This is a genomic window from Enterobacter cloacae complex sp. 2022EL-00981 (genome assembly GCF_028737495.1).
Classification (GTDB): Bacteria; Pseudomonadota; Gammaproteobacteria; order Enterobacterales; family Enterobacteriaceae; genus Enterobacter; species Enterobacter cloacae.
Map to the genome: position 1 here is coordinate 1 of NZ_JAQZRK010000027.1, position 23007 is coordinate 23007.

Below are 23007 nucleotides of genomic sequence, written 5' to 3' on the forward strand. Positions count from 1 at the left end.
ACTCAGAAGTGAAACGCCGTAGCGCCGATGGTAGTGTGGGGTCTCCCCATGTGAGAGTAGGGAACTGCCAGGCATCAAATAAGAAGAACCCCGTACCGTAAGGTGCGGGGTTTTTTGCTTTTGTTTTCTCCCTCTCCTTGAAACTTTCTCACCTTTAGCTTGCAGACTCGACATTCACACCAATTCTGGGTATCGTTGGCTGTCTGGATGTCTAAACGTTTATACGTATGCTGTGAGGATACAAGGTTATGCCGATTCGGGTGCAGGACGAGCTACCAGCCGTCAATTTCTTACGTGAAGAAAACGTCTTTGTGATGACCACTTCACGCGCGACAGGTCAGGAAATTCGCCCCCTGAAGGTGCTCATTCTTAATCTGATGCCGAAAAAGATCGAAACAGAGAATCAGTTCCTGCGCCTGCTTTCGAACTCTCCGCTTCAGGTGGATATTCAGCTGCTGCGGATCGATGCCCGTGAGTCGCGTAACACGCCTTCTGAGCATCTGAATAACTTCTACTGTAACTTCGACGATATCCGCGAGGAAAACTTCGACGGACTGATTGTCACTGGTGCGCCGCTGGGCCTGGTAGAATTTAATGATGTCGCCTACTGGCCGCAGATCAAACAGGTACTGGAGTGGGCAAAAGATCACGTCACGTCCACGCTGTTTGTCTGTTGGGCAGTACAAGCTGCGCTGAATATCCTCTACGGCATCCCCAAACAAACCCGTACCGAAAAACTCTCCGGCGTATACGAACACCACATTCTTCACCCTCATGCCTTGCTGACACGCGGGTTTGATGATTCGTTCCTGGCCCCGCATTCGCGCTACGCCGATTTCCCGGCGCAGCTGATTCGCGACTACACCGATCTGGAGATCCTGGCCGAAACAGAAGATGGCGATGCTTACTTGTTTGCCAGCAAAGATAAGCGTATTGCCTTTGTAACCGGGCATCCTGAATACGATCCACACACCCTCGCGGCAGAGTATTTCCGTGATGTCGAAGCGGGTCTCAATCCGGATGTGCCGTATAACTACTTCCCGAAAAACGATCCTCAGAACAAACCGCGAGCCACCTGGCGCAGTCACGGGAATTTGCTGTTTACTAACTGGCTCAACTATTACGTCTACCAGATAACGCCATACGATCTGCGTCACATGAATCCGACGCTGGAGTAATCTTCTGCATAAAACGATCCTAAAGCGTTTCAGCTATTCACATCAGGCACCTACGGGTGCCTTTTTTATTTCCGAAATTCAACTCAACATGCATTAAAACTTTAAATTCATATTAATCAATAAGTTGAAGTTAAATTGAATTTAAAATGGAAATTGTTTTTGATTTTGTAAAAAATAGAGATAGTCTTAATTCTGCTGAGCGAAAACTACACAACGATCTTTCGTTCGCATTGGGGATGTGAATTTGGATCTTTGATGAGGAGCAGAGTGATGACTCAACAGGCAACGACGGTCGATGAACTGGCCTTTACCCAGCCGTATGGCGAGCAAGAACAGCAAATTTTGACGGCTGAGGCGGTTGAATTTCTGACTGAACTGGTGACCCGCTTTACGCCGCAGCGCAATAAGCTGCTGGCTGCACGCATTCATCAACAGCAGGAAATTGATAATGGCAAGCTGCCTGGGTTTATTTCGGAAACCGCTTCCATTAGACGCGGCGACTGGAAAATCCGCGGCATCCCTGAAGATTTGCAGGATCGCCGCGTTGAGATCACTGGCCCGGTAGAGCGCAAAATGGTGATCAACGCCATGAACGCCAACGTTAAAGTCTTTATGGCGGATTTTGAGGACTCCCTGGCCCCGGACTGGCGTAAAGTGATCGACGGGCAGATCAACCTGCGCGATGCCGTTAATGGCACCATCAGCTATACCAACGAAGCCGGTAAAATTTATCAGCTGAAACCCAATCCGGCGGTTCTGATCTGCCGCGTACGCGGCCTGCACCTGCCGGAAAAACACGTCACGTGGCGCGGAGAAGCGATTCCGGGCAGCCTGTTTGATTTTGCCCTCTATTTCTTCCACAACCACAAAAACCTGCTGGCAAAAGGCAGTGGCCCCTATTTCTACCTGCCTAAGACCCAGGCCTGGCAGGAAGCGGCCTGGTGGAGTGAGGTGTTCAGCTACGCGGAAGATCGCTTCAACCTGCCGCGTGGCACCATTAAAGCCACCCTGCTGATTGAAACGCTGCCTGCCGTATTCCAGATGCATGAAATCCTGCACGCTCTGCGCGATCACATTGTAGGTCTGAACTGCGGACGCTGGGACTACATCTTCAGCTATATCAAAACGTTGAAAAACCACCCCGATCGCGTACTGCCGGATCGCCAGGTTGTCACCATGGATAAACCGTTCCTCAGCGCCTACTCGCGCCTGCTGATTAAAACCTGCCACAAGCGCGGTGCCTTTGCGATGGGCGGCATGGCGGCCTTTATTCCGAGCAAAGACGCTGAGCGTAACAATCAGGTGCTCAACAAGGTGAAAGCTGACAAGGAGCTTGAAGCGCGTAACGGTCACGACGGCACGTGGATCGCCCATCCGGGTCTGGCCGATACGGCAATGGAAGTCTTTAACCACGTGCTCGGCGACAACAAAAACCAGCTGTTTGTCACCCGTGATGACGATGCCCCAATCGCAGAAGAGCAACTTCTGGCGCCGTGCTCGGGTGAACGCACGGAAGAGGGCATGCGTGCCAATATCCGCGTGGCCGTGCAGTACATCGAAGCGTGGATCTCCGGTAACGGCTGTGTGCCCATCTACGGTCTTATGGAAGACGCGGCGACGGCAGAAATCTCCCGTACCTCTATCTGGCAGTGGATCCACCATCAGAAAACGCTCAGCAACGGCAAGCCGGTGACCAAATCCCTGTTCCGCCAGATGCTGGCCGAAGAGATGCGCGTCATTCAGGACGAGCTGGGCGAACACCGCTTCAGCAGCGGACGTTTTGATGATGCCGCCCGCCTGATGGAGCAAATCACAACCTCAGATGACTTAATCGACTTCCTCACCCTGCCAGGCTACCGCCTGCTTGCGTAAATCCACCACATAACAATATGGAGCATCTGCACATGAAAACCCGTACCCAACAAATCGAAGAACTGAAGAAAGAGTGGACACAGCCGCGCTGGGAAGGTATCCGTCGCCCATACAGCGCTGAGGAAGTGGTGAAACTGCGTGGCTCGGTCAATCCGGAATGCACGCTGGCGCAAAATGGCGCGGCGAAGATGTGGCATCTGCTGCATGGCGGCTCCAAAAAGGGCTACATCAACAGCCTCGGTGCACTGACCGGCGGTCAGGCGTTGCAGCAGGCGAAGGCCGGTATCGAAGCCATTTATCTTTCCGGCTGGCAGGTCGCGGCGGATGCCAACCTGGCCTCCAGCATGTATCCGGATCAGTCGCTCTATCCGGCAAACTCGGTGCCGTCGGTGGTGGATCGGATCAACAACACCTTCCGCCGTGCGGATCAGATCCAGTGGGCGGCAGGTATTGAGCCAAACGATCCGCGCTTTATTGACTACTTCCTGCCGATCGTCGCGGATGCAGAAGCCGGTTTCGGCGGCGTGCTGAACGCCTTTGAGCTGATGAAATCGATGATTGAGGCCGGTGCAGCGGCCGTACACTTCGAAGATCAGCTGGCCTCGGTGAAGAAATGCGGACACATGGGCGGCAAAGTGCTGGTCCCGACCCAGGAAGCGATTCAGAAACTGGTTGCTGCGCGTCTTGCCGCTGACGTGCTCGGCGTGCCGACGCTGGTGATTGCCCGTACCGACGCGGACGCGGCTGACCTGATCACCTCTGACTGCGATCCATACGACAGCGAGTTCATTACCGGCGAGCGCACCAGCGAAGGATTCTATCGTACCCATGCTGGCATTGAGCAGGCCATCAGCCGTGGCCTGGCGTATGCACCGTACGCGGATCTGGTCTGGTGCGAAACCTCCACGCCGGACCTGGCGCTGGCAAAACGCTTTGCCGATGCTATCCACGCCAAATACCCGGGCAAACTGCTGGCCTATAATTGCTCGCCGTCCTTCAACTGGCAGAAGAATCTGGACGATAAAACCATCGCCAGCTTCCAGCAGCAGCTGTCAGAGATGGGCTACAAGTATCAGTTCATCACCCTGGCGGGGATCCACAGCATGTGGTTCAACATGTTCGACCTGGCGCACGCCTACGCGCAGGGCGAAGGCATGAAGCACTATGTTGAGAAAGTGCAGCAGCCGGAGTTTGCCGCGGGTAAAGAGGGCTATACCTTTGTTTCTCATCAGCAGGAGGTGGGAACCGGCTACTTTGATAATGTGACCACGATTATTCAGGGCGGCGCCTCCTCCGTCACTGCCTTAACGGGGTCAACAGAAGAAGCACAGTTCTAATCTTTTCCCCCTCTCCCCTCTGGGGAGAGGGTTGGGGTGAGGGGGAATCTATGTCGCGTGGTCTGGAATTACTGATTGCACAGACTATTTTGCAGGGCTTCGATGCCCAGTATGGTCGTTTTCTGGAAGTCACCTCCGGCGCGCAGCAGCGCTTTGAGCACGCCGACTGGCATGCGGTCCAGCAGGCCATGAAGCAGCGTATTCACCTCTACGATCATCACGTGGGTCTGGTGGTGGAACAACTGCGCTGCATTACCGACGGTAAAAGCCCTGACGCGGCATTTTTACTGCGCGTTAAGGAGCACTACACCCATTTGTTGCCAGACTACCCGCGCTTCGAGATTGCGGAGAGCTTTTTCAACTCCGTGTATTGCCGGTTATTTGACCACCGCTCATTATCTCCTGAGCGGTTATTTATTTTTAGCTCCCAGCCGGAGCGCCGTTTTCGCACCATTCCGCGCCCGCTGGCGAAGGATTTTTTCCCCGACCACGGCTGGGAGAAGCTCCTGCACCGCGTGTTAACAGATTTACCGCTGCGTTTGCCGTGGGAGAATAAAGCCCGCGATATTGGCTTTATCATCGCCCATCTCCACGAATCCTTTGGCGAAGAGGCTCTCAGCCACTGCCATTTGCAGGTCGCCAACGAGCTTTTCTACCGCAATAAAGCCGCATGGCTGGTGGGCAAGCTCGTGACGCCCTCCGCCACCGTGCCGTTTCTGCTGCCCATACACCGTACCGATGACGGGGAACTGTTTGTCGATACCTGCCTGACCACCAGCGCTGAGGCCAGCATTGTGTTTGGCTTCGCCCGCTCCTATTTTATGGTCTACGCTCCGCTGCCTGCCGCCCTGGTGGAGTGGCTGCGCGAGATCCTGCCGGGCAAAACCACCGCCGAGCTGTATATGGCGATTGGCTGTCAAAAGCATGCCAAAACGGAAAGCTACCGGGAGTATTTGCGTTATGTCACCACCGCCGATGAGCAATTTATCGAAGCGCCCGGCATTCGCGGCATGGTGATGCTGGTCTTTACGCTGCCGGGGTTTGACCGGGTGTTTAAGGTCATCAAAGATACATTCGCGCCGCAGAAAGAGATGACCGCAGCGCATGTTCGTGCCTGCTATCAGCTGGTGAAAGAACACGATCGCGTCGGACGTATGGCGGATACGCAGGAGTTTGAAAATTTTGTGCTGGATAAGCGGCAGATCGATCCGGCTTTAATGGCCCTATTACTGCAGGAAGCACCGGCAAAAATCACCGATCTGGGCGACAAAATAGCGATTAGCCATCTGTATATCGAGCGCCGTATGGTGCCGCTGAATATCTGGCTGGAACAGGCCGACGGTCAGGCTTTAAAAGATGCCATTGAAGAGTACGGCAACGCGATTCGTCAGCTTGCCGCCGCCAATATCTTCCCCGGCGACATGCTGTTTAAAAACTTCGGCGTGACCCGACACGGGCGGGTAGTGTTCTATGATTACGATGAAATTTGCTACATGACCGAGGTGAACTTCCGCGATATCCCACCGCCCCGCTACCCGGAAGATGAGCTTTCCGGTGAACCTTGGTACAGCGTCTCACCGGGCGATGTCTTTCCCGAGGAGTTTCGCCACTGGCTGTGCGCCGACCCGCGTATTGGGCCATTGTTTGAAGAGATGCATGCCGATCTGTTTCGTGCCAGCTACTGGCGCGGGCTGCAAACGCGGATCAAAAACGGGCATGTGGAAGATGTGTACGCCTACCGTCGTAAGCAGCGGTTTTGCATCCGGTTTTCTCCCTCTCCCGCAGGGTAAGGGCATCATGTTTTTTCCCTCTCCCTGTGGGAGAGGGCCGGGGTGAGGGCAACAGACCGCACTCAATCCTAGCGAATCCCACCATACGCCAGGGTGACCTCTTTCGCCGCCTTAATCACCAGCGCACCCAGCTCGGTGACGCGATCGTCGGTCATACGTGAAATCGGCCCCGAGATGGAGATGGCGGCAAACGGTTCGCGATGCTCGTCAAAGATACAGGCCGCAATGCAGCGCAGGCCCAGGGCGTGCTCTTCGTCGTCAAACGAATAGCCGCGCTTACGGGTCAACGCCAGATCTTCTTTCAGATGCACCGGTGAAACCAGCGTGGCGTGGGTATAGGCGTGCAACCCTTTACGGTGCAGCAGCCCCGTCACCTGTTCCTCGCTCAGCTGCGACAGAAAGGCTTTCCCCGCGCCGGACGCGTGCATCGGCAGCTTACCGCCAATGGGGGCTGACATACGCATCAGCTGGGTACACTGTACCTGGTCAATGATGATCGCCTGATGGTCGCTCTGGTCGAGCACGGCCAGATTCACGGTCTCGCCCGACTCTTCCATTAATTTGCGCAGGATAGGATGCACAATCGCCAGCAGGTTGCGGCTTTGCAGGAAGCTGCTGCCGACGATGAACGCATGGGCGCCGACTGCCCAGTGCCCCAGCTCGCCAACCTGACGCACAAAGCCAAGCTGTTGCATGGTGGTCAGCAGCCTGTGCGTAGTGGAGTTCGGCAAACCGGCCTGTTGGGCCAGCTCCGTCAGGGCCACGCTGCTGTGCGACTCGGCTATCCATTCCAGCAGCTTCAAACCGCGTGTAAGCGATTGAACCTGTCCGCCCTGTTGTGCGGCGGGGGTGGCAGCAGGTTTTCTGCCGCGTTTCGCGGGAACGGTCGTGACCATGACGATCTCCTTTTTCTGTATCGTGGAAATCATTTTCGTTTTATTTGGTGATTTTGCAACCGTTATCCTGACTGATCGGATGAGTGATAGTGAACATGTCTCATGTTACCGCCGTGTGACTTTTCCACCCTGCAAGATTGTGCCAGTATGGACCGCAGCCTTTTGGCCTGGTTGAGCGTTGTCGGGAGCAAGTGTGAGCAGCAAAGTAGAGCAACTGCGTGCGCAGTTAAATGAACGAATTCTGGTGCTGGACGGCGGCATGGGCACCATGATCCAGAGCTATCGCCTCAGTGAAGACGATTTCCGTGGCGAACGTTTTGCGGACTGGCCATGCGATCTCAAAGGTAACAATGACCTGCTGGTATTAAGCAAACCGCAGGTGATTGCGGATATCCACAACGCCTACTTCGAAGCGGGTGCGGATATCGTTGAAACCAACACCTTCAACTCGACAACCATCGCCATGGCGGATTACCAGATGGAATCCCTGTCGGCGGAGATAAACTATGAGGCGGCGAAGCTCGCCCGCGCCTGTGCCGACGCGTGGACGGCGCGCACGCCGGATAAACCGCGCTACGTTGCCGGGGTGCTGGGCCCAACCAACCGCACCGCCTCTATTTCACCGGACGTAAACGACCCGGCGTTTCGTAACATCACCTTTGACCAGCTGGTGGCAGCCTACCGTGAATCAACCAAAGCGCTGGTGGAAGGCGGTTCCGACCTGATCCTGATTGAAACGGTTTTCGATACCCTCAATGCCAAAGCCGCGATTTACGCGGTGAAAGAGGAGTTCGAGGCGCTGGGCGTCGAGCTGCCAATCATGATTTCCGGCACCATTACCGATGCCTCTGGCCGTACCTTGTCCGGGCAGACCACCGAAGCGTTTTATAACTCCTTGCGCCATGCGGAAGCGCTCTCCTTCGGCCTGAACTGCGCGCTGGGTCCGGATGAGCTGCGCCAGTATGTGCAGGAACTGTCACGCATTGCGGAATGCTACGTCACCGCACACCCGAACGCCGGTCTGCCAAACGCCTTTGGCGAATATGATCTGGATGCAGACACCATGGCGGCGCAGATCCGCGAATGGGCCGAATCCGGTTTCCTGAATATCGTTGGCGGCTGCTGCGGTACCACGCCGGAGCACATCACCGCCATGAGCAATGCCGTGGCCGGTCTGCCGCCGCGTAAACTGCCAGAGCTGCCGGTTGCCTGCCGTCTCTCCGGCCTTGAGCCGTTGACCATCGGTGACGACAGCCTGTTTGTGAACGTTGGGGAACGTACCAACGTCACCGGTTCCGCGAAATTCAAACGCCTGATCAAAGAAGAGAAGTACAGCGAAGCGCTGGACGTTGCCCGCCAGCAGGTAGAAAGCGGCGCGCAGATCATCGACATCAACATGGATGAGGGGATGCTCGACGCCGAGGCGGCGATGGTACGTTTCCTCAACCTGATCGCCGGCGAGCCGGATATTGCTCGCGTGCCGATCATGATTGACTCCTCCAAATGGGAAGTGATCGAAAAAGGGCTGAAGTGCATTCAGGGCAAAGGTATCGTCAACTCCATCTCAATGAAAGAAGGGGTCGATATCTTTATTCACCACGCGAAGATGGTGCGCCGCTACGGCGCGGCCGTGGTGGTGATGGCCTTTGATGAAGTGGGCCAGGCGGACACCCGCGAGCGCAAAATTGAGATTTGCCGCCGTGCGTACAAGATCCTGACCGAAGAGGTGGGCTTCCCGCCGGAAGACATCATCTTTGACCCGAACATCTTCGCCGTCGCCACCGGGATTGAAGAGCACAATAACTACGCCCAGGACTTTATCGGCGCGTGTGAAGACATCAAACGTGAGCTGCCGCATGCGCTGATCTCCGGCGGCGTCTCGAACGTGTCGTTCTCGTTCCGCGGCAACGACCCGGTACGTGAAGCGATCCACGCCGTATTCCTCTACTACGCCATCCGCAACGGGATGGACATGGGGATCGTCAACGCCGGACAGCTGGCTATTTATGACGATCTGCCCGCAGAGCTGCGCGACGCGGTGGAAGATGTGATCCTCAACCGCCGTGACGACGCCACCGAGCGGCTGCTCGATCTGGCAGAAAAATACCGCGGCAGCAAATCGGACGACGCTGCCAACGTCCAGCAGGCCGAGTGGCGTAGCTGGGATGTCAAGAAGCGGCTGGAATATTCGCTGGTAAAAGGCATCACCGAATTTATCGAGCAGGATACCGAAGAGGCGCGCCAGCAGGCCGCCCGGCCCATCGAGGTTATCGAAGGGCCGCTGATGGACGGCATGAACGTGGTGGGCGATCTGTTCGGCGAGGGCAAGATGTTCCTGCCGCAGGTGGTCAAGTCCGCGCGCGTAATGAAGCAGGCCGTGGCGTATCTGGAGCCGTTCATCGAAGCCAGCAAAGAGCAGGGCTCCAGCAACGGTAAAATGGTTATCGCCACCGTGAAGGGCGACGTGCATGACATCGGAAAGAACATCGTCGGTGTGGTGCTGCAGTGCAATAACTACGAGATTATTGACCTTGGCGTAATGGTGCCGGCGGATAAAATCCTCAGGACCGCGCGCGAAGTCAATGCTGACCTGATTGGCCTTTCCGGGCTGATTACCCCGTCGCTCGACGAGATGGTTAACGTGGCGAAAGAGATGGAGCGTCAGGGCTTCACCATTCCGCTGCTGATTGGCGGGGCGACCACCTCAAAAGCGCATACTGCGGTGAAGATTGAGCAGAACTACAGCGGCCCGACGGTCTATGTTCAGAACGCCTCGCGCACCGTGGGCGTGGTCTCAGCGCTGCTCTCCGACACCCAGCGCGATGACTTTGTGGCCCGGACCCGCAAAGAGTACGAAACCGTCCGCATTCAGCATGCCCGCAAGAAACCGCGCACCCCACCGGTGACACTTCAGGCGGCGCGCGATAACGATCTGGCGTTTGACTGGGCGAGCTATACGCCGCCGGTTGCCCATCGCCTGGGCGTGCAGGAGGTGACCGCCAGCATCGAAACGCTGCGCAACTACATCGACTGGACACCATTCTTTATGACCTGGTCGCTGGCGGGCAAATATCCGCGCATCCTGGAAGATGAGGTTGTCGGCGAAGAGGCGAAGCGCCTGTTTAAAGACGCTAACGACATGCTCGACAAACTCAGCGCCGAGAAAGCCCTTAACCCGCGCGGCGTGGTGGGGCTGTTCCCGGCTAACCGCGTGGGGGACGACATCGAAATTTATCGCGATGAGACGCGCACTCACGTGCTGACCGTAAGCCATCACCTGCGCCAGCAAACCGAAAAGGTCGGGTTTGCCAACTACTGTCTGGCCGATTTTGTTGCGCCGAAGCTGAGTGGTAAAGCCGACTACATCGGTGCCTTCGCCGTGACCGGCGGTCTGGAAGAGGACGCCCTGGCGGATGCCTTTGAAGCGCAGCACGATGATTACAACAAAATCATGGTCAAAGCGATTGCCGATCGTCTGGCGGAAGCGTTCGCAGAGTATCTGCATGAGCGCGTACGCAAGGTTTACTGGGGCTATGCGGCGAATGAAAATCTCAGCAATGAGGAGCTGATCCGCGAAAACTACCAGGGGATCCGCCCGGCACCCGGCTACCCGGCCTGTCCGGAACATACCGAAAAGGGCACCATCTGGCAGCTGCTGGACGTTGAGGCCCATACCGGAATGAAACTGACCGAATCTTTCGCGATGTGGCCTGGGGCATCGGTATCCGGCTGGTACTTCAGTCATCCGGACAGCAAATACTTTGCCGTGGCGCAGCTGCAGCGCGATCAGATTGAAGATTATGCACTGCGTAAAGGCATGAGCGTCTCAGAAGTGGAGCGTTGGTTAGCGCCGAATCTCGGCTACGACGCCGACTGACGTCACTTTTCCTTACAACTAACAGGGCGCTCATTGAGCGCCCTGTCTCTTTCTTACGTTTAAACCCTTATACTGACCTAAGGAAAACGAATAACGATAAGGAGGATAACCTTCCGTGCTGACCCTGTTACATCTGCTCTCGGCAGTCGCACTGCTGGTCTGGGGCACCCATATTGTCCGTACCGGCGTGATGCGCGTATTTGGCGCACGTTTACGTACTGTTCTCAGCAGCAGCGTGGAGAAGAAACCGCTCGCCTTCTGCGCGGGCATTGGCGTAACGGCGCTGGTTCAGAGCAGTAATGCGACCACATTGCTCGTGACATCGTTTGTCGCTCAGGATCTGGTGGCGCTGGCCCCTGCACTGGTTATTGTGCTGGGCGCTGACGTGGGTACCGCGCTAATGGCACGTATCCTGACTTTCGATCTCTCCTGGCTGTCGCCGCTGCTGATATTTATCGGGGTCATCTTTTTCCTTGGGCGTAAGCAGACGCGCGCTGGTCAGCTTGGACGCGTGGGGATTGGCCTCGGGCTGATTCTGCTGGCGCTGGAGCTGATTGTGCAGGCGGTCACGCCCATTACCGAAGCCAACGGCGTGCAGGTTATCTTCGCCTCGTTAACCGGCGATATTATGCTGGATGCGCTCATCGGCGCGGTGTTTGCCATTGTCAGTTACTCCAGCCTGGCGGCGGTGCTGCTGACGGCCACGCTCACCGCCGCAGGGGCGATCTCCTTCCCGGTCGCACTGTGTCTGGTGATCGGGGCTAACCTCGGCTCGGGCCTGCTGGCGATGCTCAATAACAGCGCTGCCAATGCTGCCGCCCGCCGCGTGGCGCTCGGCAGTCTGCTGTTTAAGCTGGTGGGCAGCCTGATTATTCTGCCGTTTGTGCACCCACTGGCGAACCTGATGGACAACCTCTCTCTGCCGAAGGCAGAGCTGGTGATCTACTTCCACGTCTTCTACAACCTGGTGCGTTGCCTGGCGATGGTGCCGTTTGCTGAACCGATGGCGCGCTTCTGCGAACGGCTTATACGCGATGAACCGGAGCTGGATGCGCGCCTGAAACCGAAGCATCTGGATACCTCCGCGCTGGATACTCCTGCGCTGGCGCTGGCCAATGCCGCCCGCGAGACGCTGCGCATGGGTGATGCCATGGAAACCATGCTCGAAGGCCTGCAAAAGGTGATGCACGGCGAGCCGCGGGAAGAGAAAGAGCTGCGCCGGCTGGCGGATGATATCAACGTGCTCTATACCGCTATCAAGCTCTATCTGGCGCGCATCCCCCAGGATGAACTGGCGGAAGAGGAGTCCCGCCGCTGGGCGGAAATCATAGAGATGTCGCTTAACCTTGAGCAGGCTTCGGATATTGTGGAGCGGATGGGCAGTGAAATTGCTGACAAATCTCTGGCCGCCCGCCGCGCGTTCTCCGTCGAAGGGCTGAAGGAGCTGGAAGCCCTGCACGAACAACTTTTGAGCAACCTGAAGCTGGCGATGCTGGTCTTCTTCTCAAGCGATGTGCCGAGCGCACGCCGTCTGCGCCGCAACAAGCATCGCTTCCGTATCCTCAACCGCCGCTACTCGCACGCCCACGTTGAACGTCTGCACCAGCAGAACGTGCAGAGTATCGAAACCAGCTCCCTGCACCTGGGGCTACTGGGGGATATGAAACGCCTTAACTCATTGTTCTGTGCGGTGGCGTACAGCGTGATGGAACAGCCGGATGAAGATGACGAGCGGGATGAGTATTAATCCCCGGCGGGTTTGATTGTGAGCCCAAGACCCAATGCTTTCATGACCGCCAGCGTGGTTTTAAGCGTTGGGTTCCCCTTATCACTAAATGATCGGTACAGTTGTTCTCGTGACAGGCCAGTTTGCTGTGAAATGGTCGACATCCCTTTCGCTCGCGCGATGACGCCCAAAGCTTTAGCAATATACGCTGAGTCACCGGTTTCTAATGCATCAGCCATAAACACGGCTATTTCCTCATCATCTACCAACGCGATGGCTGGATCGTAGGGTGTTAATTTATGCATGCTCATTCACTCCTGCCATTGGGATACATTGCTCAGCATTTTTGCCATAAGTATGTCTCTGGCCTGGCTGCTTTTGTCACCACCACACAACAGCACGATGATGCAATTGCCCTGGTCTTTAAAATAGATTCTGTAGCCCGGACCAAAGTGGATCCTCAGCTCGCATATACCTTCCCCCACGGGTTTTATGTCGCCCGCTAAGCCATTTGCCAACCGAAAGAGGCGGGACGCGATAATGGTCCTTGCTCGCCGATCTTTTAAATTTTGCTCCCAGCGTCGGAAGGATTCTGTCTGAACGATCTCCTTCATATTACTCCCTGTGATTTATAAACTACAAATAAATGTATGTGGGGAGTAAAGCTAAAAGGAGTTAGCTCAAGGATAAATGGCCTGACGCTAAATCCTGAAAGTGTCTCGCAAACTAAAAAACCCGTCTCAGTTACCGTCGGCTAATCTTTTTTTCCTGCCCAGACCTAAGGTATATTTCGCCTTCACAGGAGAAACTATGCTGCCAACTCAATCAATCCGATTAAACAAATACATTAGCGAGAGCGGGATCTGCTCACGTCGCGAGGCGGACCGTTACATCGAACAAGGTAATGTGTTCCTCAACGGCAAACGCGCCACTATTGGTGACCAGGTGATGCCTGGCGACGTGGTCAAAGTGAATGGTCAGCTCATCGAACCGCGTGATGCAGAAGACCTGGTGTTTATCGCGTTGAATAAACCGGTTGGGATTGTCAGCACCACAGAAGATGGCGAGCGGGACAACATCGTTGATTTTGTTAACCACAGTAGCCGTATCTTCCCGATTGGCCGTCTGGATAAAGACTCGCAGGGGCTGATTTTCCTCACTAACCACGGCGATCTGGTGAATAAGATTCTGCGTGCCGGGAATGACCACGAGAAAGAGTATATCGTGACGGTGAATAAGCCGGTCACGGACGAATTTATTCGCGGCATGGGCGCCGGTGTACCCATCCTCGGTACCGTCACGAAAAAGTGTAAGGTGAAGAAAGAAGCGCCGTTCGCGTTCCGCATTACCCTGGTGCAGGGCCTGAATCGTCAGATCCGCCGTATGTGCGAATACTTCGGTTATGAAGTGACGAAGCTGGAACGCACGCGCATCATGAACGTCAGCCTGTCCGGTATCCCGCTGGGCGAGTGGCGTGACTTAACGGACGACGAGCTGATTGAGCTGTTCAAACTTATCGAGAACTCCTCGTCTGAAGCAAAGCCGAAGGCCAAAGCCAAACCGAAAACTCAGGCGATTAAACGCCCGGTCGTGAAAGCACCGCAGTCGGAAGAGAAAGGGCGAGGCAAGCCCGCGGGTAAACGCTTTACGCAACCGGGACGTAAAAAGAAGGGGCGTTAAGCCCCTTTTTTCCCCGGCTTGCGCGTGCGGAGAGTGTAGGTCGGGTTAGCGTAGCGCCACCCGACTGTTAAAGACGATATTCGTCTGTTTTCTGTGGTTTTTCTTCTATCGGTTTGCCGGACCAGTATCCCGCCAGCAGCGAACCGGACAGGTTATGCCAGACCGAGAAGAGCGCACCAGGCAGAGCCGCCAGCGGCGAGAAGTAAATTTTCCCGAGTGCCGCTGCCAGACCGGAGTTCTGCATTCCTACCTCAATTGCCAGCGTCCGGCAGGTTGATTCATCGAAGCCAAACAGTTTCCCGCCCCAGTATCCGCCCAGCAGGCCAATGGTGTTATGCAACACTATCGCGATAATCACGACAAAGCCCACGGATGCAATGTGCGACGCAGAACCGGCCACCACGGCGCTGATGATGGCCAGAATACAGACCATCGAAAACGCAGGCAGATAGGGCTCAACGGCTTTTACCACGCGCGGGAACAGGTGGTGAATAACAAGGCCCAACGCGATCGGAATCACCACGATTTGCAAAATGCTCAGCAGCATTCCCATCACGTCCACCTGAATATGGGCGTCAACGTACAGGCGTGTTAGCAGCGGCGTGGCAATCACACCCACCAGCGTGGATACCGAAGAGATGGTCACGGAGAGCGCCACATCGCCTTTTGCCAGATAGATCATGACATTGGAGGCGGTTCCGCTGGCCACGCTGCCCACCAGCACCATCCCGGCGGAGAGGTCGGGTGGCATCTTAAAGGCCATTGCCAGCAGCCAGGCCGCAAGGGGCATCACCAGGTAGTGCAGGAAAATCCCTGCAGCAACCGGAGCCGGGCGCGAGAGCACGCGTTTAAAGTCGTCGATTTTTAGATGCACACCCATGCCGAACATAATCAGCATCAGCAACGTGGTCACCCACGGACCAATGCCCGTGAACGTAGTGGGGGTGTAATACGCGAGTATGGAGAGCAGCAGCGCCCATAACGGGAACAGCCGGGTGATGGCGGATAACATAGATATTCCTTGCAGTATTGTCGTGTTGTTTAGTTATAAAAAAGCCGGGTCTGTGCCCGGCTTATAGATATTGTTTATCGTGCTAACGAATTTTATTCAAACAAATTCTGATGAAGTTTCTGCACCACCTGTTCAGCCTGTTCAGCAGGCACCAGGAAGCAGAGGTTGTAGCTGGAGGCACCGTAGCAAATCATGCGGATATTGAACGGGTCGAGCACACCGAAGACCTCTTTGCCCACGCCACACGCGCGCGACAGCTTATTGCCGATGATGGCTACCAGCGCCAGGTTTTCTTCTACTTCCACGCGGCACAGTTCTGACAGCTCAATCAGCAGCGACTGCGTCAGCAGGGTGTCACCCGTTGAGGTTGAACCGGTGGTGTCCAGCGTCAGTGCGATACTCACTTCGGAGGTGGTGATCAGATCCACGGAGATGTTATGACGCGCCAGGATGCCAAACACTTCCGCCAGGAAGCCGCGCGAGTGCAGCATATTATGGCTGTGCAGCGTAACCAGCGTTTGCTTACGGCGCAGGGCCAGCGCGCGGAACAGCGGTGGATTTTCGGTTTTCTTGCACACCAGCGTACCGCCCGCTTTCGGATCTTTACTTGAACCGACGAAGACCGGGATATCACTACGCACGGCAGGCAGCAGCGTTGCCGGGTGCAGCACTTTCGCACCGAAGGTCGCCATTTCCGCCGCTTCTTCAAACGCAATCACATCAATACGTTTTGCCGCAGAGACGACGCGTGGATCGGTGGTGTAGATCCCCGGGACGTCAGTCCAGATATCGACGCGGGTCGCGTGCAGCGCTTCGCCCAGCAGCGCCGCGGTGTAGTCACTGCCGCCACGGCCAAGCGTGGTGGTGCGGCCTTTGGCTTCGCTGCCGATAAAGCCCTGGGTGATCACGATACCCTCATCCAGGCGCGGGGCCAGCTGCTGATTGGTCAGCTCGGCCAGCGCTTCCACGTCCGGCTCGGCGCGGCCAAAGCGATCGCTGGTGCGCATGATTTTACGCACGTCGAACCACTGTGCCTGAACATGACGTTCACGCATGATTTCAACAAACAGCAGGGTGGACATGAGCTCACCGTGGCTGACCAGTTCATCGGTCAGGGCGGTGGAGGTGGCCAGAGAAGCGGCTTCTGCCAGCGTGGTGATATTTTCCAGCAGGCGCTCTACTTCCTCGCGGATCACGTTCGGGTTCTGCAGACGTTCAAGGATATCGAACTGAATTTTGCGCAGTGCGTCCAGCTTAACGAAGCGCTCTGTGGCCTCCAGCCCTTCAGACAGAGAAACCAGCAGGTTCGTCACGCCAGCAGAGGCAGAAAGCACTACCAGGCGGGTATTCGGATCGGCCAGCACCACATCGGCGCTGCGGTTCATGGCATCGTAATCTGCCACACTGGTGCCGCCAAACTTGGCGACCACAAAACTCGTCATAACAACCTCGTGTCAGGGAATGAATAAAGCGACCATGGCACAAGAATGAAACGAAAACAGGTGCAGGCGCAAAATACGGCCCTATAAATAAAATGTGGGGGAGGTCCTGTCAATGCCGGGATTATGCGGATTTTTCATGGGGGGGTACCCCTGAGAAACAGGACTTATAACAGGGCCATATTTTATGCTTCGTTTTCCCCGGTTTTGACCGACATTTCGCCGCCACGGGTGGGCGCGTCAGCAGCTATACTTTTCGGGTCTTTTCACCTGCGTTTGATGCAGGCCAGGGCAATGGCATAAAAACCATCACAATTTTTATTTGCAGGCGCTACAATCGACCGCAGTCACAATTCTCAAATCAGAAGAGTATTGCTAATGAAAAACATCAACCCAACGCAGACCGCTGCCTGGCAGGCACTACAAAAACATTTTGATGAAATGAAAGACGTCACCATCGCGGAGCTGTTCGCGAAAGATGCCGATCGTTTCAACAAATTCTCCGCGACCTTCGATGATCTGATGCTGGTGGATTTCTCCAAAAACCGCATCACCGAAGAGACGCTGGCGAAACTGCAGGATCTGGCGAAAGAGACGGAACTGGCAGACGCCATCAAATCCATGTTCTCCGGTGAGAAGATCAACCGTACCGAAGACCGTGCCGTGCTGCACGTGGCTCTGCGTAACCGTAGCAATACGCCAATCATCGTTGACGGCAAAGATGTGATGCCGGAAGTGAACGCGGTGCTGGAAAAGATGAAAGCCTTCTCTGAAGCAATCATCTCCGGAAGCTGGAAAGGCTACACCGGCAAAGCCATCACCGACGTGGTGAACATCGGTATCGGCGGTTCTGACCTCGGCCCGTTCATGGTGACCGAAGCGCTGCGTCCATACAAAAATCATCTCAACATGCACTTTGTCTCCAACGTCGATGGTACCCACATCGCCGAAGTGCTGAAGAACGTGAACCCGGAAACTACACTGTTCCTGGTGGCTTCTAAAACCTTCACCACCCAGGAAACCATGACCAACGCCCACAGCGCGCGCGACTGGTTCCTGAAAACCGCAGGTGACAACAAACACGTGGCGAAACACTTCGCAGCGCTGTCCACCAACGGTAAAGCGGTTGGCGAGTTCGGTATCGACACCGCGAACATGTTCGAGTTCTGGGACTGGGTTGGTGGCCGCTACTCTCTGTGGTCTGCGATTGGCCTGTCCATCATTCTCTCCGTGGGCTTCGACAACTTTGTTGAGCTGCTCTCCGGCGCGCACGCGATGGACAAACACTTCTCCACCACCGCACCTGAGAAAAACCTGCCGGTGCTGCTGGCGCTGATCGGTATCTGGTACAACAACTTCTTCGGCGCAGAGACCGAAGCGATCCTGCCGTACGACCAGTACATGCACCGCTTCGCGGCCTACTTCCAGCAGGGCAATATGGAATCCAACGGTAAATACGTTGACCGTAACGGCAACGCGGTGGATTACCAGACTGGTCCAATCATCTGGGGTGAGCCAGGCACCAACGGTCAGCACGCGTTCTACCAGCTGATTCACCAGGGGACCAAAATGGTACCGTGCGATTTCATCGCCCCGGCTATCACCCATAATCCACTGTCTGATCACCATCCTAAACTGCTGTCTAACTTCTTTGCTCAGACCGAAGCGCTGGCGTTTGGTAAATCCCGCGAGGTGGTAGAGCAGGAATATCGTGACCAGGGTAAAGATCCGGCCACCCTGGAACACGTTGTGCCGTTCAAAGTGTTCGAAGGCAACCGTCCAACCAACTCCATCCTGCTGCGTGAAATCACGCCGTTCAGCCTGGGTGCGCTGATTGCTCTGTATGAGCATAAGATCTTCACGCAGGGCGCAATCCTGAACATCTTCACCTTCGATCAGTGGGGCGTTGAGCTGGGTAAACAGCTGGCGAACCGTATTCTGCCTGAACTGGGTGATGACAAAGCGATCAGCAGCCACGACAGCTCGACAAATGGTTTGATTAACCGTTATAAAGCATGGCGCGCGTAATTAAATCGTCATAAAAACGTGCCGGCGATATGCCGGCATTTTTTTATCAGACAATTCCTGATGTCTGTTATTTAACTCAAATTCCCGTTATGAGTTTTATCCGAAAATACCTTTTAACCCGTTAATGAGTGCGGTTTATTTTAGGATTATACGGAGAGTTACTTTCGCCTTATGTAATTATATCTATTTGATTTTAAATAAATAATTTATTAGTTAATTATTCTTATACTTCACATTTATCCAATAGTCCGAAAACCCTTCCTCTATTTATCCGTACGGCAATCCCTCTGCTTTAGTTGTGTATACTCGAATCCGCCTGAATTTCTTTTCGGGCAAATCTCCATTCATTCATTGAAGGGAAATTGTTATGAAGAAAGTACTGTATGGCATTTTTGCCATATCTGCACTTGCGGCGACATCTGTCTATGCAGCTCCGGTCCAGGTCGGGGAAGCAGCAGGGTCGGCAGCGACGTCTGCGTCTGCGGGGAGTTCTACCGCGGCCAGCACCAGCACCGTAAGTTCAGCCGTGGGTGTCGCGCTGGCGGCAACCGGTGGCGGTGATGGCTCCAATACCGGAACCACGACCACTACGACGACCAGCACCCAGTAATTCCGGGTGTTTTAATCATAACCACACTTCGGTGTGGTTATTTCGCCCCTTCGGAGAAGAGTCGTGAAGCGACCTGCAATCATCCTGATTTGCCTGCTGTTGCAGGCGTGCTCGGCCACCACCAAAGGGCTGGGCAACTCACTGTGGGACAGCATATTCGGTACGCCGGGTGTGCATTTGACCGATGATGAACTTCAGAACATGCCGTATGCCAGCCAGTACATGCAGCTCAACGATGGTCCGCAACTGTTTGTGGTGCTCGCTTTCGATGAAAACGGGCAGCAGAAATGGGTGACGCAGGATCAGGCCACCATCGTGACGCAACATAGCCGTATTGTGAAAACCCTGCTCGGTGGCGATAACCTTCTTGAGGTCAACAACCTTGCGGCCGATCCGCTCAGCAAACCGAACCAGATCACCGACGGGGCAAGCTGGACGCGGACAATGGGCTGGACGGAACACAAGCAGGTGCGTTACGCCACCGCCCGCTCTACCTTCCGCTGGGACGGTACGGACAGCGTCAGGGTAGGCAGCGACGAAACCCGGGTTCGCGTACTGGATGAAGAGGTCACGACCGATCGGGCAACCTGGCATAACCGTTTCTGGGTGGATGATGAAGGGCAGATCCGTCAGTCCCTGCAATATTTGGGTGCCGGATTCTTCCCGGTTAAAACCACGCTGATCAAGGCCGCGAAATCATGAAAACACTTATTCGCGTTGCGCTGATCGCAAGCTTTGCCACACCGCTCGCCTGGTCTGCCGGGATGGTGAAGGTGTACACGCCGGACAGCACGCAGCCCAAAACGTTGACGAACGCCGGCCACCTGATCGATCTCGTCGGCCAGCCAAAGCTGGCAGACAGCTGGTGGACAGGTGCGGTGATCGCCGAGCGGCAGGCAACGGTGGCGGCGGAACAAAAGCACAAGGCGCTGCTCGCCAGATTAACGGGGTTAGCAGAGCAGGAAGACGGCGACGATGCGGCAGCCATTAACAGCCTTCGTCAGCAGCTTCTGGCGCTGAAGGTTACCGGAAGACAAAACATCGATCTCGATCCGGATAAAGTCCGCGTGACGGAAAAAGGTAATCCGGCTCTGGAGGGCGATTACACGCTCTGGCTCCCGGCGCAGCCTTCCACCATCACGGTGATGGGGCTTATCAGCAGCCCGGGTAAAAAACCGTTTACTCCTGGCCGCGACGTGGCGAGCTATCTCGACGAGCAGAGCCTGCTGAGTGGTGCGGATAACAGCTATGCCTGGGTGATTTATCCTGACGGGAACACGCAAAAGGCGCCGGTTGCCTACTGGAACAAGCGGCATGTCGAACCCATGCCGGGCAGCATCATTTTTGTCGGTTTTGCCGACCATTTCGAGACGAAGGCATATGACGGGCTGAATGCCGATATCCTTCATTCCCTGACACAGCGGATACCGGAATAATGAAAAAGACCTATCTCTACAGCATGCTGGCACTGTGTGTGAGTGCCGCCTGTCATGCAGAAACATATCCGGCACCCATTGGCCCGTCTCAGTCAGACTTCGGTGGCGTCGGTTTACTGCAAACCCCTACCGCGCGTATGGCGCGAGAAGGGGAAATTAGCCTTAACTATCGTGATAACGACCAGTACCGCTACTATTCTGCATCCGTACAGCTGTTCCCATGGCTCGAAACCACGCTGCGCTACACCGACGTACGTACGAAACAGTACAGCAGCGTGGACGCGTTCTCCGGCGATCAGACCTACAAAGATAAAGCCTTCGATCTCAAACTGCGCCTGTGGGAAGAGAGCTACTGGATGCCGCAGGTTTCCGTGGGGGCCAAAGATATCGGCGGTACCGGCCTGTTCGACGCGGAGTACATCGTTGCCAGTAAGGCCTGGGGGCCGTTTGACTTCTCGCTGGGGCTTGGCTGGGGCTATCTCGGCACCAGCGGCAACGTGAAAAACCCGTTCTGCACCTACAGCGACAAATTCTGCTATCGCGACAACAGCTATCAGAAAGCGGGTTCCATTAACGGTGATCAGATGTTCCACGGTCCGGCTGCCCTGTTTGGCGGCGTGGAGTATCAGACGCCGTGGCAGCCGCTGCGCCTGAAGCTGGAGTACGAAGGTAACGACTACTCGCAAGAGTTCGCCGGAAAGATTGAGCAAAAGAGCAAGTTTAACGTCGGCGCCATTTACCGCGTCACCGATTGGGCCGACGTTAACCTCAGCTACGAGCGCGGCAACACCGTGATGTTTGGCTTTACGCTGCGCACCAACTTTAACGACATGCGGCCGCACTACAACGACAACGCACGGCCTGCGTACCAGCCGGAGCCGCAGGATGCCATTCTGCAGCACTCCGTGGTGGCCAACCAGCTGACGCTGCTGAAGTACAACGCCGGTCTGGCGGATCCGAAAATCCAGGTGAAAGGCGATACGCTGTACGTGACCGGTGAGCAGGTGAAATACCGCGACTCGCGGGAAGGGATCGAACGTGCTAACCGGATCATCATGAACGATCTGCCTGAGGGGATCCGCACGATCCGCGTAACGGAGAACCGCCTGAACCTGCCGCAGGTGACGACGGAAACGGACGTGGCCAGTCTGAAGCGCCATCTGGAGGGCGAGCCGCTGGGGCATGAAACCGAACTGGTACAAAAACGCGTTGAGCCAATCGTGCCGGAGACGACCGAGCAGGGCTGGTATATCGATAAATCGCGCTTCGATTTCCACATCGACCCGGTGCTAAACCAGTCTGTCGGCGGGCCGGAAAACTTCTACATGTACCAGTTGGGCGTGATGGCAACGGCGGATCTGTGGGTGACCGACCACCTGCTGACCACCGGCAGCCTGTTTGGCAACATTGCCAACAACTACGACAAGTTCAACTACACTAACCCGCCGAACGACTCGAAGCTGCCGCGCGTGCGTACCCGCGTGCGTGAGTACGTGCAGAACGATGCCTACGTAAACAACCTGCAAGCCAACTACTTCCAGTACTTCGGCAATGGCTTCTACGGCCAGGTCTACGGCGGTTATCTGGAAACCATGTATGGCGGCGCGGGGGCGGAAGTGCTTTATCGTCCGGTGGACAGCAACTGGGCGTTTGGTATTGATGCCAACTACGTTAAACAGCGTGACTGGCGTAGCGCGCAGGACATGATGAAGTTCACCGACTATAGCGTGAAAACCGGTCACCTGACGGCCTACTGGACGCCGTCGTTCGCCCAGGACGTGCTGGTGAAAGCCAGCGTGGGTCAGTACCTGGCGGGCGATAAGGGCGGCACGCTGGATATCTCCAAACACTTCGACAGCGGAGTGGTGGTGGGTGGTTACGCCACCATCACCAACGTCTCGCCGGACGAATACGGGGAAGGGGACTTCACCAAAGGGGTGTATGTGTCGATTCCGCTGGATCTGTTCTCATCCGGTCCAACCCGCAGCCGTGCGGCCATTGGCTGGACGCCGCTGACGCGCGACGGGGGCCAGCAGCTGGGTCGTAAGTTCCAGCTGTATGACATGACCAGCGATAAGAACATTAACTTCCGCTGATAGCCCTCATCCTTTTCTGTTGTAGGCCCG

General features: G+C 55.7%; 17 protein-coding genes and 1 rRNA gene. 13 read left to right on the forward strand and 5 right to left on the reverse strand.

What is annotated here, in order from left to right; genetic code table 11:
* The 5 genes from rrf to aceK all read left to right on the forward strand — a co-directional run.
* Positions 1-73 (forward strand): 5S ribosomal RNA (gene rrf / locus PUZ33_RS25285); the annotation flags it as partial.
* A 175-nt stretch (positions 74-248) separates the two neighbouring features.
* A complete protein-coding gene (gene metA, locus PUZ33_RS19375; RefSeq protein WP_013095021.1) occupies positions 249-1178 on the forward strand; it encodes a homoserine O-acetyltransferase MetA in 930 nt (309 codons plus the stop codon).
* Between the two features lie 270 nt (positions 1179-1448).
* Complete coding sequence (gene aceB, locus PUZ33_RS19380; protein WP_013095022.1) at positions 1449-3050, forward strand: malate synthase A; 1602 nt, start codon at positions 1449-1451, stop codon at positions 3048-3050.
* Between the two features lie 32 nt (positions 3051-3082).
* The gene (aceA, locus tag PUZ33_RS19385; protein WP_023621409.1) at positions 3083-4387 is read left to right on the forward strand and encodes an isocitrate lyase; all 1305 of its coding nucleotides are present in this window, start codon (positions 3083-3085) and stop codon (positions 4385-4387) included.
* Positions 4388-4437: 50 nt separating this feature from the next.
* Positions 4438-6177, forward strand: coding sequence for a bifunctional isocitrate dehydrogenase kinase/phosphatase (gene aceK, locus PUZ33_RS19390; RefSeq protein ID WP_058680834.1), 1740 nt, complete (start codon positions 4438-4440; stop codon positions 6175-6177).
* A gap of 68 nt (positions 6178-6245) precedes the next feature.
* Here the strand turns inward: aceK and iclR are convergent, their stop codons facing one another.
* Complete coding sequence (iclR, locus tag PUZ33_RS19395; RefSeq protein ID WP_013095025.1) at positions 6246-7073, reverse strand: glyoxylate bypass operon transcriptional repressor IclR; 828 nt, start codon at positions 7071-7073, stop codon at positions 6246-6248.
* Positions 7074-7266: 193 nt separating this feature from the next.
* Between iclR and metH the strand changes: the two genes are divergently transcribed.
* Together metH and PUZ33_RS19405 are read left to right on the forward strand one after the other, a co-directional pair.
* Complete coding sequence (metH, locus tag PUZ33_RS19400) at positions 7267-10950, forward strand: methionine synthase (protein ID WP_058680835.1); 3684 nt, start codon at positions 7267-7269, stop codon at positions 10948-10950.
* Between the two features lie 115 nt (positions 10951-11065).
* On the forward strand, positions 11066-12697 hold the full coding sequence (locus PUZ33_RS19405; protein WP_013095027.1) for a Na/Pi cotransporter family protein: 1632 nt from the start codon (positions 11066-11068) through the stop codon (positions 12695-12697).
* Here PUZ33_RS19405 and PUZ33_RS19410 read toward each other — a convergent pair.
* Both PUZ33_RS19410 and PUZ33_RS19415 read right to left on the reverse strand, forming a co-directional pair.
* Positions 12694-12981, reverse strand: a complete 288-nt coding sequence (locus PUZ33_RS19410) for an addiction module antidote protein (protein ID WP_013095028.1) — start codon at positions 12979-12981, stop codon at positions 12694-12696. The two genes, PUZ33_RS19405 and PUZ33_RS19410, sit on opposite strands and share 4 nt — an antisense overlap.
* Before the next feature lie 6 nt (positions 12982-12987).
* On the reverse strand, positions 12988-13290 hold the full coding sequence (locus PUZ33_RS19415; RefSeq protein WP_029882644.1) for a type II toxin-antitoxin system RelE/ParE family toxin: 303 nt from the start codon (positions 13288-13290) through the stop codon (positions 12988-12990).
* A 196-nt stretch (positions 13291-13486) separates the two neighbouring features.
* Here PUZ33_RS19415 and rluF point away from each other — a divergent pair, with 196 nt between their 5' ends.
* Positions 13487-14356 (forward strand): 23S rRNA pseudouridine(2604) synthase RluF, encoded by an 870-nt coding sequence (gene rluF / locus PUZ33_RS19420; protein WP_013095030.1) that lies wholly within the window; start codon positions 13487-13489, stop codon positions 14354-14356.
* A 67-nt stretch (positions 14357-14423) separates the two neighbouring features.
* Here rluF and panS read toward each other — a convergent pair whose 3' ends face one another.
* Together panS and lysC are read right to left on the reverse strand one after the other, a co-directional pair.
* Positions 14424-15368, reverse strand: a complete 945-nt coding sequence (panS, locus tag PUZ33_RS19425; protein WP_013095031.1) for a ketopantoate/pantoate/pantothenate transporter PanS — start codon at positions 15366-15368, stop codon at positions 14424-14426.
* Between the two features lie 92 nt (positions 15369-15460).
* Positions 15461-16810, reverse strand: a complete 1350-nt coding sequence (gene lysC / locus PUZ33_RS19430; protein ID WP_014830265.1) for a lysine-sensitive aspartokinase 3 — start codon at positions 16808-16810, stop codon at positions 15461-15463.
* 375 nt (positions 16811-17185) lie between these two features.
* Here lysC and pgi point away from each other — a divergent pair, with 375 nt between their 5' ends.
* From pgi to PUZ33_RS19455, 5 genes are all read left to right on the forward strand, one after another.
* Complete coding sequence (gene pgi, locus PUZ33_RS19435; RefSeq protein WP_020686615.1) at positions 17186-18835, forward strand: glucose-6-phosphate isomerase; 1650 nt, start codon at positions 17186-17188, stop codon at positions 18833-18835.
* Between the two features lie 367 nt (positions 18836-19202).
* Positions 19203-19445 carry an exopolysaccharide production protein YjbE gene (gene yjbE / locus PUZ33_RS19440; RefSeq protein ID WP_013095034.1) on the forward strand — a complete coding sequence of 81 codons (243 nt, stop codon included), beginning with the start codon at positions 19203-19205 and terminating at the stop codon, positions 19443-19445.
* 63 nt (positions 19446-19508) lie between these two features.
* Positions 19509-20147 carry a YjbF family lipoprotein gene (locus PUZ33_RS19445; protein ID WP_013095035.1) on the forward strand — a complete coding sequence of 213 codons (639 nt, stop codon included), beginning with the start codon at positions 19509-19511 and terminating at the stop codon, positions 20145-20147.
* On the forward strand, positions 20144-20881 hold the full coding sequence (locus PUZ33_RS19450; RefSeq protein WP_058680836.1) for a capsule biosynthesis GfcC family protein: 738 nt from the start codon (positions 20144-20146) through the stop codon (positions 20879-20881). Before PUZ33_RS19445 ends, PUZ33_RS19450 begins: the two co-directional genes overlap by 4 nt.
* Positions 20881-22977 carry a YjbH domain-containing protein gene (locus PUZ33_RS19455; protein WP_029882648.1) on the forward strand — a complete coding sequence of 699 codons (2097 nt, stop codon included), beginning with the start codon at positions 20881-20883 and terminating at the stop codon, positions 22975-22977. Before PUZ33_RS19450 ends, PUZ33_RS19455 begins: the two co-directional genes overlap by 1 nt.
* Positions 22978-23007 lie beyond the last annotated feature (30 nt).

What these genes read in the sequence shown, in the direction of transcription:
- aceA (WP_023621409.1), top strand. Translation starts at nt 3,083, where the DNA reads ATGAAAACCCGTACCCAACAAATCGAAGAACTGAAGAAAGAGTGGACA.
- yjbE (WP_013095034.1), top strand. Translation starts at nt 19,203, where the DNA reads ATGAAGAAAGTACTGTATGGCATTTTTGCCATATCTGCACTTGCGGCG.
- aceB (WP_013095022.1), top strand. Translation starts at nt 1,449, where the DNA reads ATGACTCAACAGGCAACGACGGTCGATGAACTGGCCTTTACCCAGCCG.
- PUZ33_RS19410 (WP_013095028.1), bottom strand. Translation starts at nt 12,981, where the DNA reads ATGCATAAATTAACACCCTACGATCCAGCCATCGCGTTGGTAGATGAT.
- pgi (WP_020686615.1), top strand. Translation starts at nt 17,186, where the DNA reads ATGAAAAACATCAACCCAACGCAGACCGCTGCCTGGCAGGCACTACAA.
- aceK (WP_058680834.1), top strand. Translation starts at nt 4,438, where the DNA reads ATGTCGCGTGGTCTGGAATTACTGATTGCACAGACTATTTTGCAGGGC.
- lysC (WP_014830265.1), bottom strand. Translation starts at nt 16,810, where the DNA reads ATGACGAGTTTTGTGGTCGCCAAGTTTGGCGGCACCAGTGTGGCAGAT.
- PUZ33_RS19455 (WP_029882648.1), top strand. Translation starts at nt 20,881, where the DNA reads ATGAAAAAGACCTATCTCTACAGCATGCTGGCACTGTGTGTGAGTGCC.
- PUZ33_RS19415 (WP_029882644.1), bottom strand. Translation starts at nt 13,290, where the DNA reads ATGAAGGAGATCGTTCAGACAGAATCCTTCCGACGCTGGGAGCAAAAT.
- PUZ33_RS19450 (WP_058680836.1), top strand. Translation starts at nt 20,144, where the DNA reads ATGAAAACACTTATTCGCGTTGCGCTGATCGCAAGCTTTGCCACACCG.
- rluF (WP_013095030.1), top strand. Translation starts at nt 13,487, where the DNA reads ATGCTGCCAACTCAATCAATCCGATTAAACAAATACATTAGCGAGAGC.
- metA (WP_013095021.1), top strand. Translation starts at nt 249, where the DNA reads ATGCCGATTCGGGTGCAGGACGAGCTACCAGCCGTCAATTTCTTACGT.
- panS (WP_013095031.1), bottom strand. Translation starts at nt 15,368, where the DNA reads ATGTTATCCGCCATCACCCGGCTGTTCCCGTTATGGGCGCTGCTGCTC.
- iclR (WP_013095025.1), bottom strand. Translation starts at nt 7,073, where the DNA reads ATGGTCACGACCGTTCCCGCGAAACGCGGCAGAAAACCTGCTGCCACC.